The sequence below is a fragment of the Methylophaga sp. F-2 genome (assembly GCF_056859315.1).
Map to the genome: position 1 here is coordinate 1 of NZ_JBSXOF010000008.1, position 13,906 is coordinate 13,906.

Sequence of the window (13,906 nt, forward strand, 5' to 3'; positions counted from 1 at the left end):
AAGAAGCGAGAATTATACAGCTCTCTGCCAGACTGTCAACTTAATTTTTTACATTTTTAAAACTGTAAACCTTAAGCCAAATGCCAATTCAATCAGCCTTTTCAGGTTCCCTCATCAGCAAGAGGAGCGCATATTACGCGAAGCATTTAATGTATGCAAGCGCTTTTTTAAATTAATGCTTACATAAATAAAAAAGCCGGCATAAAGCCGGCTCTTTTATTATTTTTTTAATCAGATATTGCTTATTCAGCAGCTTCTGATTCTTGTACATCTCTATCTACTAACTCTACGATTGCCATTGGTGCTTTATCACCTTGACGGAATCCTGTTTTCAGAATTCTGACATAACCGCCAGGACGGTTAGATGAACGTGGACCAATAACATTGAAAAGCTTTGTTACAGCTTCTCTATCGCCAAGTCTTGCAAAAGCTAGGCGGCGATTCGCTACAGAATCTTTTTTGCCTAAAGTAATCAGAGGCTCAACGACACCACGTAACTCTTTAGCCTTAGGCAAAGTGGTACGAATGATTTCGTGTTCAAACAAAGATGTAGCCATGTTTTTGAACATAGCCTTTCTGTGGCTGCTGTTACGATTTAATTTACGACCAGAATTACGATGACGCATTGTTGTTACCCTATTCTTTTATGCTGAATTACTTCAGTATTATTTTTGCTCTAAAGAAGCAGGTGGCCAGTTATCTAAGTGCATGCCTAATGACAAACCTTTTGAAGCCAATACTTCTTTAATTTCCGTTAATGACTTTTTACCTAAGTTCGGCGTTTTCAGCAATTCCATTTCTGTACGCTGAATTAAGTCACCTACATAATAAATATTTTCTGCTTTTAAACAGTTAGCAGATCTGACAGTCAGATCAAGATCATCAATTGCTTGCAATAATGCTGGATCAACTGCTGGTTGTTTTGGTTCAGATACACTTTCTTCAATGACTGTAAAGTCAACGAATGAAGTCAACTGATCACTTAAGATAGTTGCAGCATATTTAATACTGTCTTCAGCTTCAAGCGTACCGTCAGTTTCAACATCAATGATCAGCTTATCTAAGTCCGTGCGGTTTTCAACACGCGCACTTTCTACACTGTAAGTAACAAGACGTACAGGACTGAATGATGCGTCAAGATACAGTTGACCGATAGCACGATCTTCATCCTCACCCACATTACGAGTATTTGCTGCAGAGTAACCACGGCCTTTTGTTACTTTAAAGGTAATAGAAAGGCTACCACCAGTCAGATTTGCAATCACATGTTCAGGATTTACAATCTCGACATTATGCGGTAACTGAATATCAGCTGCCGTTACAGGGCCAACACCCTCTTTATTAAGAGTCAAGACGACTTCATTACCTTCATGAAGCTTGACCGCAATGCCTTTCATGTTAAGAAGAATATCTAAAACATCTTCTTGAACGCCATCAATAGCCGAGTACTCATGTACAACGCCATCAATCTGGGCTTCAACAACTGCGGCGCCTTCCATTGAAGACAATAAAATTCTGCGCAGTGCGTTACCTAAAGTATGACCAAAGCCACGCTCTAACGGCTCAAGTACAAGACGTGTACGCGTATCACTAAACTTTTGGATATCAACAATCCTTGGTTTTAGAAATTGACTCGTGTAAGTCGTCATGCAAATTCCTCTAGTAAACTTCTATTGAAGTTTAGTTATGATTATTTCGAGTAAAGCTCTACAACCAAGTTTTCTGATAATTCGGCTGGAAGCTCATCACGTTCTGGTAAACGTTTAAACGTACCAGAAAATGCTTTTGTATTAACTTCAACCCACTCAGGAAAACCTAATTGTTCTGCAACAGACATTGCGTTTGCAATACGCTCTTGCTTTTTAGCTTTTTCACGGATTTCGACGACATCGCCTTCTTTTACTTGATAAGAAGGGATATTGGTCGCTTTTCCGTTAACCAAAATAGCTTTGTGTGAAACAAGCTGTCTTGCCTCTGCACGCGTACCAGCAAATCCCATTCTGTATACAACATTATCTAAACGTTGTTCTAGCATGCTTAACAGATTGACACCTGTAGCACCTTTCTTTTGATCTGCTGATTTGTAGTAGTTACGGAATTGTTTTTCTAAAACACCATAAATACGACGAATACGTTGTTTAGCACGAAGCTGTAGTGCGTAGTCTGAATCACGACCTCTACGAGCGCCATGTTGACCTGGTTTTGTTTCAATCTTGCATTTACTTTCGATTGGGTTGCCTCTGCTCTTTAGGAACAGATCCGTACCTTCTCTACGGCTTAATTTACAAGTTGGGCCACGATATTTTCCCATTATGTATTACTCCGAAATCTATTAAACGCGGCGACGCTTAGGTGGACGGCAACCGTTGTGAGGAATAGGTGTAACGTCTAAAATATTAGTAATTTTAAAACCTAAATTATTCAGAGCTCTTACAGCTGACTCACGACCTGGGCCAGGACCTTTGATTTCAACATCAAGGTTCTTCATACCAAATTCTTTAGCAACTTCTCCTGCTTTTTCAGCAGCAACCTGAGCTGCGAAAGGAGTGCTTTTACGTGAACCGCGGAAACCACAACCACCAGATGTTGCCCATGACAAGGCATTACCTTGACGATCCGTTATAGTAACGATTGTGTTGTTAAAAGAAGCGTGCACGTGTGCTACGCCATCAACAACATTCTTTTTTACACGTTTACGTTGTCGTGCTGATGAATTTGCCATCGTTTATCCTTACTTAACCATACGGCGAGGACCTTTACGAGTCCTTGCATTTGTTTTAGTTCTTTGGCCGCGAACCGGAAGACCTCTACGGTGGCGAACACCACGGAAACAACCAAGGTCTTTCAACCGTTTGATATCCATAGATACTTCACGACGTAAATCACCTTCTACAGTGAATTTTGCAACTTCGGTACGAAGCACTTCAACTTCCTGCTCAGACAAATCTCTTACTTTCGTGTCTGGAGCAATTCCAGCAGCTTCACAGATTGATTGAGCACGTGTGCGTCCGATACCGTAAATTGATGTTAAAGCAATTACAGTGTGCTTCTGCACAGGAACATTAATACCAGCTATACGAGCCATTGATTTACCCTAAATTCCTCAGGAGTGAACATTGAATTGTAACATACAATTGTTTTGTTCAACAACTAACTAAAGATATTCGCCAATTAACCTTGGCGCTGTTTATGACGAGCTTCTGAACAAATAACTCGTAAAACACCATTTCTTTTTACAATTTTACAATTGCGACAAATCTTTTTAACTGACGCCTGAACTTTCATGTTTTTTCTCCAGCAAACCTTGTTCGTGGTTCTAGCCTAAAAAGCCAGACATCCCACCATTATTTTTATTTGACTTTCTCATCAAACTTTCATACTGCTGAGACATCATGTGAGACTGGACTTGAGAAACAAAATCCATCACCACGACAACGATAATCAGCAGAGATGTACCACCAAAATAGAAAGGCACACTCCAATATAAAATCAGAAACTCTGGCAGCAAACACACCGCAGTAATATATATGGCACCAGCAAGGGTTAAACGCCCCATCACTGTGTCGATATATCTCGCTGTCTGCTCGCCTGGACGAATACCAGGAATAAAAGCGCCAGACTTCTGTAAGTTCTCTGCCGTTTCTTTAGGATTAAACACTAAGGCAGTGTAGAAGAAACAGAAGAAAACAATCGCTACAGCATAAGCCATAACATACATAGGTTGACCAGGAGACATCAGTGTTGATATATCCTTCAACCAGCCCATACCATCAGTCGAGCCAAACCAGCCGGCTATTGTAGCAGGAAACAGTATGATACTTGAAGCAAAAATTGGGGGTATTACACCTGCCATGTTCAATTTCAATGGGAGATGCGTTACCTGACCAGCAATCATTTTTCTGCCTTGCTGACGTTTTGCGTAATGTACAGGTATACGACGCTGTGCTCTTTCGACAAAAACAACAAACGCAGTAACAGCCAATGCCAAGAAAATCAGAGCAATTACTAAGAAAGCGTGAAGTTGTCCAGTTCTTGCCAATTCTAATGTGCCGCCTACCGCTGCGGGTAAACCAGCTACAATACCTGCAAAGATAATCAGTGAAATACCATTACCAATGCCACGCTCAGTAATCTGCTCGCCAAGCCACATCAGGAACATTGTTCCCGTCACCAGTGTAATCACGGCAGTTATTCGAAACACAAAACCAGGGTCGATAACGACATTAACGCCTGAAGCACTTTGTGATTCCAATGCTATTGCGATACCAAGTGCCTGGAAGGTAGCTAAAACAAGTGTGCCGTAACGTGTATATTGAGTAATCTTACGTTTACCAGCCGCACCTTCTTTTTTCAGTTGTTCAAGTTTCGGATGAACAACTGTTAAAAGCTGCATGATAATCGATGCAGAGATGTATGGCATGATACCGAGGGCAAAAACAGACAAACGCTGCAAGGCACCACCTGAAAACATGTTAAACATGTCTAAGATGGTTCCTTTTTGCTGTTCAAACATGATCGCTAATGCCGCCGGATCTATACCTGGAACAGGCATAAATGTTCCCATACGGTAAACGATTAATGCTCCCAAAACGAAAAGCAGGCGACTTTTTAACTCGCCAAACTTACCGCTTCCGAGCATAGCTGCAGCAGCTTGTTGTCTGTTTTTTTCCACTTATATTACTCTTCGACTTTTCCGCCTGCAGCCTCAATCGCACTTTTTGCGCCTGCGGTTGCAACAATGCCTTTCAAATTAACTGCAGATTTAACTTCACCTGAGTTAATGACTTTCACACGCAATGTGTTTTCTGGGACGAGTCCAGCAGATTTCAGTGCTAACAAATCGATTGTATCTGCCGTAACTTTTTTCAGATCGTCTAAACGAATCTGAGCAGTTGTACGACCTACACGCGAACTGAAACCCACTTTAGGCAGTCGACGTTGTAAAGGCATCTGACCGCCTTCAAAACCTCTTTTATGAAATCCACCAGAGCGTGATTTCTGACCTTTGTGACCACGGCCACAGGTTTTTCCTAAACCAGATCCGATACCACGTCCAACACGTTTTGCTGATTTTTTTTCACCTTCAGCAGGAGCAAGTGTATTTAGGTTCATCTTAAACTTCCTCAACCTTTAATAAATACGATACATGATTGATCATGCCTCGATTTTCAGGTGTATCCAGCACGATGGCACTGCTTCCAGTTTTTCTAAGACCTAAACCAGATACACATGCTTTATGTTTTGCTAGACGACCAATGGTACTTTTCACCAAGGTGACTTTCAATTTAGCTTGTGATGACATCTTTATTATTCCGTAATCTCTTCAACTGTCTTACCACGTTTGGCAGCAATTGCTTCAGGATTATTCATATCAGTTAACCCTTTAATTGTTGCACGAACAACATTAAGTGGGTTAGTTGATCCATTTGACTTAGCCAATACGTTATGTACACCTACGGCATCGAATACTGCACGCATCGCACCACCGGCAATAACACCTGTACCTTCAGATGCAGGTTGCATGAATACTTTTGCTGCACCATGACTAGATTTAACTGCGTGCTGCAGTGTATCGCCTTTCAGCGCAACAGTTTTCATGTTTTTGCGAGCTTCATCCATTGCTTTTTGGATTGCGACAGGCACTTCACGAGCTTTACCTTGGCCGAAACCAACGCGGCCGTTTCCATCGCCGACAACAGTCAAAGCAGAGAAACCAAATACGCGACCGCCTTTTACAACTTTAGCAACGCGACGAATACCAACTAATTTTTCAATTAAGCCATCAGAGTTATTGGCTTGTCTTTGATCATTCTGAGCCATGTTAATTACCTTTTAAATTAGAACTGAAGGCCGTTTTCACGGGCTGCATCAGCTAATGCTTTTACACGACCATGGTATCTAAAACCTGAACGATCGAAAGCGACTTCAGTAACACCTTGCTTAGCAGCACGCTCTGCAATAGCTTTACCTACAGCTGTTGCTGCATCAATATTGCCTGTAGCTTTAAGGTCTTTTTTCACTTCAGCATCTAAAGTCGATGCAGTAGCGATAACTTTAGAACTGTCATGAGTCAGAACTTGTGCGTAGATATGGCGAGGCGTTCTGTGAACAGTTAGTCTATATACTTCTAACTCTCTCAGCTTTGCACGCGCTCTAGCCGCTCTACGTAAACGTGAAATTTTCTTATCCATTTTTCAGCCTATTTACTTTTTCTTAGCTTCTTTACGAGCAACATGTTCGTCAGAATAACGTACACCTTTACCTTTATAAGGTTCAGGTGAACGGTATGCGCGAATTTCTGCTGCAACCTGACCAACAGCTTGCTTATCAGCACCCGAGACAACGATTTCTGTCTGACTTGGAGTTTCAACACTAATACCTTCTGGTACTTCGTATTGAACAGGGTGAGAAAAGCCTAGGGTTAGATCTAATTTGTTGCCTTGAGCTTTAGCACGGTAACCAACACCGACCAGAGTCAGCTTCTTAACAAAGCCTTCTGTAACGCCAATAACCATGTTATTGAGTAATGCGCGGGTTGTACCAGCTAAAGCAACTGCAGCTTGTGAATTAACATTTGCTGCAAATTTCAAAGCTGAATCTTCTTGGCTGACGCTAACATCAGGGTGAATATTACGTGTTAATGTTCCTTTTGAACCTTTAACCGTAACTTCAGTATCACTCAGTGAAATTTCTACGCCTGCCGGAATTTGTACTGGTGCATTTGCAATACGTGACATTTTACAATCTCCAATAAATAAAGGCTTAGCTAACAGCGCACAAAACTTCGCCGCCTTGACCTAAGGCGCGAGCTTTACGGTCAGCCATTACACCTTTAGATGTAGACACGATAGCAACACCTAAACCACCAACGACACGTGGCAAATCATCAGCTGATTTGTATACACGCAAACCAGGACGACTAACACGGTTAATTTCAGCGATTACAGGCTTACCCTCAAAATATTTAAGAGTGACTGTCAAGATTGATTTACCTTCTACATCACTCACATTGAATGATGAGATGTAACCTTCATCTTCTAGTACTTTTGCAATGCTAATCTTTACCTTAGATGAAGGCATTTTCACATCGACTTTGTTTGCTTGCTGTGCATTACGAATGCGAGTCAGCATATCAGCAATAGGATCTGTCATACTCATTTATATAGCTCCACTAATCAGGTTGGTAATTACCAACTAGCCATTACCAAACCAGGGATATCGCCCTTCATTGCATGCTCGCGCAGCTTATTTCTGGACAAACCAAATTTACGGTAATAACCGTGTGGTCTACCCGTTAATTCACAACGATTTCTCATGCGTACAGGACTTGAATTACGTGGAAGCGCGTGGAACTTTGTCGCCGCTGCTTCACGTTGTTCAGCAGGTAGAGACATATCCAACATTTGTTTCTTTAATTCCGCACGTTTTGCAGCGTATTTTTCAACCAGTTTCGCTCTTTTGATTTCGCGATTAATCATGCAACGTTTAGCCATAATCTTTTACCATCCAACCTTGTTTATTTTCTAAATGGAAACTTGAATGCAGTTAACAAAGCACGTGATTCTTCAGCATTTTTTGCTGTTGTTGTGATGGTCACATCCATACCACGTAATTTATCGATTCTGTCATATTCAATTTCTGGGAAGATAATTTGCTCTTTAATCCCCATACTATAGTTTCCCTGACCATCAAAAGACTTCGGATTTAAACCACGAAAATCTCTGATACGAGGAATTGAAATGGTAATCAGACGGTCAAGAAAGTCATACATGCGGTCAGCACGTAATGTCACTTTACATCCGATCGGCCAGCCTTCACGTACTTTAAAGCCTGCAACTGATTTCTTTGCTTTTGTAACAACTGGCTTTTGACCGGCAATTTTTTCCATGTCAGCCATTGCATTCTCAAGCACTTTCTTATCAGTTAATGCTTCACCAACACCCATATTCAGAGTGATTTTTGTGATGCGCGGCACTTCCATTACTGACTTATAGTTAAACTCGTCTTGTAACTGTTTAACTACTGTTTCACGATAATAATCTTTTAATCTGCTCACTGTGTTTTACCTAATACGAAGCTCAAGCGCTTACAACTTCGCCATTTGATTTGAAGAAGCGGACTTTTTTTCCATCTTCCAGCACTTTAAATCCTACTTTATCGCCCTTGCCAGTAGCAGGGTTTAATAAAGCCAGATTCGACCCATCAATCGGCATTTCTTTTTCTAAAATGCCACCTGTGCGACCTAGAGCCGGATTGGGTTTTTGATGTTTTTTCACTAAGTTAATGCCTTGTACGACAAACTTAACTTTTCCATCTTTCTCAATACGGCTTAAGATTTCGCCTTGTTTACCACGATCTTTGCCTGTTAATACAACAACTTGATCGCCTTTTTTCAATCTTTCCATCTCAGCGCTCCTTTATAGTACTTCTGGTGCCAGAGAAATAATCTTCATGAACTTTTCACCACGTAGTTCACGTGTAACTGGTCCAAAAATACGCGTACCGATTGGCTGCTGAGCCGCGTTCAGAAGTACTGCAGCATTTTCGTCAAAACGAATTACTGAACCATCTGGACGACGAACACCTTTACGTGTTCTTACGATAACTGCGTTATGAACAGTACCTTTCTTAACTTTACCGCGAGGGGCAGCTTCTTTGATTGTCACTTTAATGACATCACCGATACCTGCGTAGCGCTTATGCGAACCGCCCAACACTTTGATACATTCTACTCGTCTGGCACCGCTGTTATCAGCGACTTCCAGACTACTTTGCATTTGAATCATGGTCTAAACTCCAAACTGAATAGTTGCTTTATTTCGCACGATCGATGATTTCGACCAACTTCCAGCACTTTGTCTTAGACTGTGGGCGAGTTGAGGCAACACTGACGGTATCACCAATGTTACATTCATTATTTTCATCATGAACATGTAACTTGGTAGAACGTCTTACATATTTTTTATAGATCGGATGGGCAACTCTACGTTCGATCAGAACGGTAATTGTTTTGTCCATCTTGTCACTAATGACACGACCGGTTAACGAACGTGCTGTACTTTGCTGATCACTCATTTCCGTGCCCTATCTCTTTTCGTTCAATACAGTCTTAATGCGAGCAATATCTCTACGTACACGTTGTAATTCACTGTTACGTGTTAATTGCCCAGTTGCATTCTGCATACGCAGATTAAACTGCTCTTTATGCAACTCACCTAGTTCTTTCACTAGATCTTCAGTTGTCTTTTGTCTAATTTCGCTTGCTTTCATTACAGTATCGCCCGCGTTACAAATGTGGTTTTAACGGGAAGTTTTGCTGCTGCCAGACGGAATGCTTCACGTGCAATCTCTTCAGACACACCTTCCATTTCATAGAGCATACGACCTGGTTGCACATTTGCTACCCAGTATTCTACGTTACCCTTACCTTTACCTTGACGAACTTCCAACGGTTTGCTGGAAATAGGTTTGTCAGGAAATACGCGAATCCAGATTTTACCGCCACGTTTAATGTGACGAGTCATTGCTCTACGAGCTGCCTCAATCTGACGCGCTGTAATACGTCCACGCTCAAGAGATTTCAAACCAAACTCACCGAAGCTAACTTTTGCTCCACGGTGGGCAAGACCTCTATTGCGCAGCTTCTGCTGCTTTCTAAATTTCGTTCTTTTTGGCTGTAACATTGGTTATAACCTTATTTTTCAGCTGCAGGTGTGTTTTGAGCATTTGTGTCAAAAACTTCACCTTTAAAAATCCAAACTTTGACACCGATGATACCGTAAGTCGTTTTAGCTTCCGCTGTACCATAGTCGATGTCAGCACGTAATGTATGTAAAGGCACACGACCTTCACGGTACCATTCTGTACGTGCGATTTCTGCTCCGTTCAGACGACCTGCAACATTAATACGAATACCTTCAGCACCTAAGCGCATTGTGTTTGTCACTGCACGTTTCATTGCACGACGGAACATAATACGACGCTCGAGTTGCTGCGCTACACTTTCAGCAACTAATGTTGCATCAAGTTCAGGCTTACGAATTTCTTCAACGCCCACATTGACAGGAACACCCATCAGCTTTGACGCTTCTTGACGCAACTTATCGATATCTTCGCCTTTTTTGCCAATAACAATACCCGGACGTGCTGTATGGATAGTGATTTTGGCAGTTTTGGCTGGTCTATCAATCTGGATCTTACTGACTGAAGCATGTGATAACTTTTGTTTAAGAAAATCACGTACTTTAAGATCATTGCTCAGCATATTTGAAAAATCTGCTGAATCGGCATACCAGATCGAATTCCAATCTTTAATTATACCAAGTCTAAAACCTGTTGGGTGAACCTTTTGTCCCATAAGTCTGCTCTCTTACTTCTCGTCTACAACCACAGTAATGTGGCTGGTGCGTTTAAGAATACGGTTGCCGCGGCCTTTAGCGCGAGCCTGCATACGTTTCATGGTAGGACCTTCGTCAACCATAACTGCTGAAACGACTAATTCGTCGATGTCGGCACCGTCATTATGTTCAGCGTTAGCGATCGCTGAGTCCAGCACGCCTTTCATAAGCTCTGCAGCTTTTTTAGGACTGAACGCGAGTAGATTGATTGCTCTTTCTACTGGCAAACCTCTGATTTGATCTGCAACCAAGCGCACCTTTTGTGCGGAAATGCGTGCGTAGCTGAGTTTAGCTTTTGTAGCCATATCTTAACCTTACCGTTTAGATTTCTTGTCAGCGGCATGACCTTTAAAGGTGCGAGTTGGTGAGAACTCACCCAACTTATGCCCAACCATATCTTCTGTAACAAACACGGGTACGTGTTGACGACCGTTATGAACGGCAATTGTTAAACCGATCATATCTGGAGAAATCATCGAACGACGTGACCAAGTTTTAATCGGACGTTTGTTATCAGTTTCTCTCGCTTCCAAGACCTTCTTTTCAAGGTGCTGGTCTATAAAAGGACCTTTTTTAATTGAACGCGGCATAGGATTCCCTAAATCTTATTTACGATTACGACGGCGTACGATCATATTGTCTGTACGCTTGTTTTTACGTGTCTTGTAGCCTTTAGTAGGCACACCCCAAGGTGTCACAGGATGACGACCACCAGATGTACGACCTTCACCACCACCATGTGGGTGATCAACCGGGTTCATTACAACACCACGTACTGTAGGACGAATACCACGCCAGCGTGTAGCACCCGCTTTACCTAATGAACGAAGAGAATGTTCACCGTTACCTACTTCACCCATTGTTGCTTTACAGTCTAATGGTACTTTGCGCATTTCACCGCTACGTAGGCGGATAGTGGCATAACCATTTTCACGGGCAACAAACTGAGCGCTGCTACCAGCACTACGTGCTAACTGAGCACCTTTGCCTGGTTTAAGCTCAATACAATGCACTGTGCTACCCAGCGGGATTGCAGATAATTTCAATGCATTACCAGCACGGATTGCAGCATCTTCACCTGACTCAAGACGGTCACCTGCTACAACACCTTTTGGTGCGATGATGTAACGCTTTTCACCGTCAACATAGGTCAGTAAAGCAATATGTGCAGTACGATTTGGATCGTATTCAATTCTTTCTACTACTGCTGGGATACCGTCTTTGTTACGTTTAAAGTCAATTAAACGGTAACGTTGTTTATGGCCACCACCACGGTGACGCACGGTAATACGACCAGCGTTATTACGACCGCCAGACTTAGATTTCTTTTCAACTAACGGCGCATATGGTTGGCCGTTATGTAAGTCAGGTGTACTGACTTGAACAACGAATCTACGTCCAGCTGATGTAGGTTTAGCCTTTTTTAATGCCATTCCTGATTCCTCACACGTATTCTATTTTCTATTCGCCAAGGAAGTTGAGATCAGCACCATCAGCTAATGTCACATAGGCTTTTTTCCAGTCACTACGTTTGCCCATTACTCGGCCTGTACGTTTGACTTTGCCTTTAACATTAGTTGTGGTTACTGCTGCAACTTTCACATCAAACAAGGTTTCAACAGCTTGTTTAATTTCGACTTTGTTGGCATTAGGTAATACTTTAAGTACAACCTGATTATTGTTTTCTGCAACACGTGATGCTTTCTCAGCAACCACGGGTCCTAGAATAATTTTTGTTAAGCGTTCTGAGTTCATGCGTATGACTCCTCTAGTTTACGGATAGAGTCTTCGCTCATGACGACTTTTTCAAAGCGCAACAATGCAACTGGGTTGATGTGCGCCGCATCAGTCGCTGCAATGTCATATAGATTGCGCGATGCTAATGCCAAGTTGCCAGCTGCATTCTCAGTTACGATTAATGCATTAGACACACCCAAGCTTTCAGTTTTGCTTAGCAAATCTTTAGTTTTTGGTGAGTCGACTTCAACTTTGTCGACAACGATCAATGCATCATTACGACGTAACTCAGACAGAATCACAGCTAACGCTGAACGATACATTTTACGGTTAACTTTTTTGCTGTAATCACGATTAGTTGCAGCAAAAGTTTTACCACCTGAGCGCCATAATGGGCTACGGATTGTACCAGCACGAGCTCTACCACTACCTTTTTGTGAAAAAGGTTTACGGCCACCACCACTCACATCAGAGCGTGATTTTTGTGCATGTGTACCACTACGAGCACCAGCCAAGTATGCAGTAACAACTTGGTGAACTAATGACTCATTATACTCACGGTCAAATAGAGCATCAGAAACAGTAATGTTTCCTGCCTTTTTGCCGTCAAATGATTGTAATTGAAGATCCACGTTTATTCCCCTAAGAATCTTACTAGGCTTTTACAGCCGGGCGGATAATCACATCGCTTCCTGTAGCCCCGGGCACTGAGCCTTTGACTAACAGTAAATTGCGCTCTGAATCCACCTTAACGATTGACAGGTTTTGAAGGGTACGTTTTTTGTCACCCATATGTCCGGCCATTCTCTTGCCTTTGAAAACACGACCAGGCGTTTGACATTGACCGATTGAACCAGGTGCTCTGTGTGACAGAGAGTTACCATGAGTAGCATCACCACCACGGAATCCATAGCGTTTTACAACACCAGCGAAACCTTTACCTTTAGTGACACCAGAAACGTCAATCTTCTGTCCGTCTTCAAAAATATCAACTTTCAATTCTGAACCTAGTGCTAAGTCATTTAGTTCATCAACTCTGAACTCCATAACTTTACGACCAGCTGCAGCTTGCGCTTTTGCAAAGTGACCAGCCTGAGGCTTAGTAACACGTGATGCTTTACGCTCACCAACTGTAAGTTGAATAGCGTTATAACCATCTGTGTCGATAGTCTTAAGCTGACTTACACGATTTGGTTCTACTTCAATTACCGTTACTGGCGTAGAAACACCATCTTCAGAGAAGATGCGTGTCATACCACGCTTACGGCCGATGAGTCCGATAGTCATTGACCCAGCCCCTCTTAATTCAACTTAATCTGGACATCAACGCCGGCGGCGAGATCCAGTTTCATTAAAGCATCTACTGTTTTATCAGTAGGCTCAACAATATCCATAAGACGTTTGTGAGTACGAATTTCGTACTGTTCACGAGCATCTTTGTTCACGTGTGGTGAAATCAATACTGTGAAACGCTCTTTTTTGGTAGGCAACGGAATTGGACCGTTAATACGTGCACCAGTGCGTTTTGCAGTTTCAACAATTTCTTTTGCTGATTGATCAATCAAACGATGATCAAATGATTTCAGCCTAATTCTAATAGTTTGCGTTGCTGCCATTTCTATTACTCAACGATTTTACTAACGACACCGGCACCAACAGTGCGGCCGCCTTCACGAATAGCAAAACGTAACCCTTCTTCCATCGCAATCGGTGCAATCAAAGTTACGTCCATCTTAACGTTATCACCAGGCATAACCATTTCTACACCTGAT

The 13,906-nt window shown here is 42.2% G+C and carries 30 protein-coding genes; 1 reads left to right on the plus strand and 29 read right to left on the minus strand.

Annotated elements, in window-relative coordinates; translation table 11 throughout:
- On the plus strand, positions 1-187 hold a 187-nt coding region (locus AC13DA_RS00600; protein WP_482945777.1), incomplete at its 5' end, for a hypothetical protein.
- A gap of 55 nt (positions 188-242) precedes the next feature.
- Here the strand turns inward: AC13DA_RS00600 and rplQ are convergent.
- From rplQ to AC13DA_RS00745, 29 genes are all read right to left on the minus strand, one after another.
- Positions 243-626: a 50S ribosomal protein L17 gene (gene rplQ, locus AC13DA_RS00605; RefSeq protein WP_007144698.1), complete on the minus strand. Its 384-nt coding sequence runs from the start codon at positions 624-626 to the stop codon at positions 243-245.
- Positions 627-665: 39 nt separating this feature from the next.
- Positions 666-1,649 (minus strand): DNA-directed RNA polymerase subunit alpha, encoded by a 984-nt coding sequence (locus tag AC13DA_RS00610; RefSeq protein WP_091716156.1) that lies wholly within the window; start codon positions 1,647-1,649, stop codon positions 666-668.
- A 41-nt stretch (positions 1,650-1,690) separates the two neighbouring features.
- Positions 1,691-2,311 (minus strand): 30S ribosomal protein S4, encoded by a 621-nt coding sequence (gene rpsD / locus AC13DA_RS00615; RefSeq protein ID WP_273271099.1) that lies wholly within the window; start codon positions 2,309-2,311, stop codon positions 1,691-1,693.
- Positions 2,312-2,332: 21 nt separating this feature from the next.
- On the minus strand, positions 2,333-2,722 hold the full coding sequence (gene rpsK, locus AC13DA_RS00620; RefSeq protein ID WP_284450592.1) for a 30S ribosomal protein S11: 390 nt from the start codon (positions 2,720-2,722) through the stop codon (positions 2,333-2,335).
- Positions 2,723-2,731: 9 nt separating this feature from the next.
- Positions 2,732-3,085, minus strand: a complete 354-nt coding sequence (rpsM, locus tag AC13DA_RS00625; protein WP_007144694.1) for a 30S ribosomal protein S13 — start codon at positions 3,083-3,085, stop codon at positions 2,732-2,734.
- Positions 3,086-3,171: 86 nt separating this feature from the next.
- The gene (gene rpmJ / locus AC13DA_RS00630) at positions 3,172-3,285 is read right to left on the minus strand and encodes a 50S ribosomal protein L36 (protein WP_083821451.1); all 114 of its coding nucleotides are present in this window, start codon (positions 3,283-3,285) and stop codon (positions 3,172-3,174) included.
- 31 nt (positions 3,286-3,316) lie between these two features.
- On the minus strand, positions 3,317-4,672 hold the full coding sequence (secY, locus tag AC13DA_RS00635) for a preprotein translocase subunit SecY (RefSeq protein ID WP_007144693.1): 1,356 nt from the start codon (positions 4,670-4,672) through the stop codon (positions 3,317-3,319).
- 5 nt (positions 4,673-4,677) lie between these two features.
- Positions 4,678-5,112, minus strand: a complete 435-nt coding sequence (rplO, locus tag AC13DA_RS00640) for a 50S ribosomal protein L15 (RefSeq protein ID WP_091716151.1) — start codon at positions 5,110-5,112, stop codon at positions 4,678-4,680.
- Between the two features lies 1 nt (position 5,113).
- On the minus strand, positions 5,114-5,302 hold the full coding sequence (gene rpmD, locus AC13DA_RS00645; RefSeq protein WP_007144691.1) for a 50S ribosomal protein L30: 189 nt from the start codon (positions 5,300-5,302) through the stop codon (positions 5,114-5,116).
- 5 nt (positions 5,303-5,307) lie between these two features.
- A complete protein-coding gene (rpsE, locus tag AC13DA_RS00650; RefSeq protein WP_007144690.1) occupies positions 5,308-5,820 on the minus strand; it encodes a 30S ribosomal protein S5 in 513 nt (170 codons plus the stop codon).
- A 17-nt stretch (positions 5,821-5,837) separates the two neighbouring features.
- Entirely contained in the window at positions 5,838-6,191 is a 354-nt protein-coding gene (gene rplR / locus AC13DA_RS00655; RefSeq protein WP_007144689.1) for a 50S ribosomal protein L18, read from the minus strand.
- A gap of 12 nt (positions 6,192-6,203) precedes the next feature.
- The gene (gene rplF / locus AC13DA_RS00660) at positions 6,204-6,737 is read right to left on the minus strand and encodes a 50S ribosomal protein L6 (RefSeq protein WP_007144688.1); all 534 of its coding nucleotides are present in this window, start codon (positions 6,735-6,737) and stop codon (positions 6,204-6,206) included.
- A 25-nt stretch (positions 6,738-6,762) separates the two neighbouring features.
- Positions 6,763-7,158: a 30S ribosomal protein S8 gene (rpsH, locus tag AC13DA_RS00665; protein ID WP_284450593.1), complete on the minus strand. Its 396-nt coding sequence runs from the start codon at positions 7,156-7,158 to the stop codon at positions 6,763-6,765.
- Positions 7,159-7,187: 29 nt separating this feature from the next.
- Positions 7,188-7,493 carry a 30S ribosomal protein S14 gene (rpsN, locus tag AC13DA_RS00670; RefSeq protein ID WP_007144686.1) on the minus strand — a complete coding sequence of 102 codons (306 nt, stop codon included), beginning with the start codon at positions 7,491-7,493 and terminating at the stop codon, positions 7,188-7,190.
- 23 nt (positions 7,494-7,516) lie between these two features.
- Positions 7,517-8,056: a 50S ribosomal protein L5 gene (gene rplE / locus AC13DA_RS00675; RefSeq protein ID WP_273270721.1), complete on the minus strand. Its 540-nt coding sequence runs from the start codon at positions 8,054-8,056 to the stop codon at positions 7,517-7,519.
- 22 nt (positions 8,057-8,078) lie between these two features.
- Positions 8,079-8,405: a 50S ribosomal protein L24 gene (rplX, locus tag AC13DA_RS00680; protein ID WP_007144684.1), complete on the minus strand. Its 327-nt coding sequence runs from the start codon at positions 8,403-8,405 to the stop codon at positions 8,079-8,081.
- A gap of 12 nt (positions 8,406-8,417) precedes the next feature.
- Positions 8,418-8,786: a 50S ribosomal protein L14 gene (rplN, locus tag AC13DA_RS00685; RefSeq protein WP_007144683.1), complete on the minus strand. Its 369-nt coding sequence runs from the start codon at positions 8,784-8,786 to the stop codon at positions 8,418-8,420.
- Positions 8,787-8,814: 28 nt separating this feature from the next.
- Positions 8,815-9,075 carry a 30S ribosomal protein S17 gene (rpsQ, locus tag AC13DA_RS00690; RefSeq protein ID WP_007144682.1) on the minus strand — a complete coding sequence of 87 codons (261 nt, stop codon included), beginning with the start codon at positions 9,073-9,075 and terminating at the stop codon, positions 8,815-8,817.
- 9 nt (positions 9,076-9,084) lie between these two features.
- Positions 9,085-9,270: a 50S ribosomal protein L29 gene (gene rpmC / locus AC13DA_RS00695; RefSeq protein WP_007144681.1), complete on the minus strand. Its 186-nt coding sequence runs from the start codon at positions 9,268-9,270 to the stop codon at positions 9,085-9,087.
- Positions 9,270-9,683, minus strand: coding sequence for a 50S ribosomal protein L16 (gene rplP, locus AC13DA_RS00700; RefSeq protein WP_007144680.1), 414 nt, complete (start codon positions 9,681-9,683; stop codon positions 9,270-9,272). Before rplP ends, rpmC begins: the two co-directional genes overlap by 1 nt.
- 11 nt (positions 9,684-9,694) lie before the next feature.
- On the minus strand, positions 9,695-10,357 hold the full coding sequence (gene rpsC, locus AC13DA_RS00705; protein ID WP_007144679.1) for a 30S ribosomal protein S3: 663 nt from the start codon (positions 10,355-10,357) through the stop codon (positions 9,695-9,697).
- A 12-nt stretch (positions 10,358-10,369) separates the two neighbouring features.
- Positions 10,370-10,702 (minus strand): 50S ribosomal protein L22, encoded by a 333-nt coding sequence (rplV, locus tag AC13DA_RS00710; protein WP_007144678.1) that lies wholly within the window; start codon positions 10,700-10,702, stop codon positions 10,370-10,372.
- A 9-nt stretch (positions 10,703-10,711) separates the two neighbouring features.
- Positions 10,712-10,987, minus strand: coding sequence for a 30S ribosomal protein S19 (rpsS, locus tag AC13DA_RS00715; RefSeq protein WP_036311918.1), 276 nt, complete (start codon positions 10,985-10,987; stop codon positions 10,712-10,714).
- A gap of 15 nt (positions 10,988-11,002) precedes the next feature.
- Positions 11,003-11,830, minus strand: coding sequence for a 50S ribosomal protein L2 (gene rplB / locus AC13DA_RS00720; protein ID WP_284450594.1), 828 nt, complete (start codon positions 11,828-11,830; stop codon positions 11,003-11,005).
- Between the two features lie 28 nt (positions 11,831-11,858).
- The gene (rplW, locus tag AC13DA_RS00725; protein WP_007144675.1) at positions 11,859-12,152 is read right to left on the minus strand and encodes a 50S ribosomal protein L23; all 294 of its coding nucleotides are present in this window, start codon (positions 12,150-12,152) and stop codon (positions 11,859-11,861) included.
- Complete coding sequence (gene rplD / locus AC13DA_RS00730) at positions 12,149-12,766, minus strand: 50S ribosomal protein L4 (protein ID WP_007144674.1); 618 nt, start codon at positions 12,764-12,766, stop codon at positions 12,149-12,151. Before rplD ends, rplW begins: the two co-directional genes overlap by 4 nt.
- A gap of 22 nt (positions 12,767-12,788) precedes the next feature.
- Positions 12,789-13,421, minus strand: coding sequence for a 50S ribosomal protein L3 (rplC, locus tag AC13DA_RS00735; RefSeq protein ID WP_007144673.1), 633 nt, complete (start codon positions 13,419-13,421; stop codon positions 12,789-12,791).
- 14 nt (positions 13,422-13,435) lie between these two features.
- Entirely contained in the window at positions 13,436-13,750 is a 315-nt protein-coding gene (gene rpsJ, locus AC13DA_RS00740; protein ID WP_007144672.1) for a 30S ribosomal protein S10, read from the minus strand.
- 5 nt (positions 13,751-13,755) lie between these two features.
- A partial coding sequence (locus AC13DA_RS00745) for an EF-Tu C-terminal domain-related protein (RefSeq protein WP_482945752.1) occupies positions 13,756-13,906 on the minus strand: 151 nt, incomplete at its 5' end.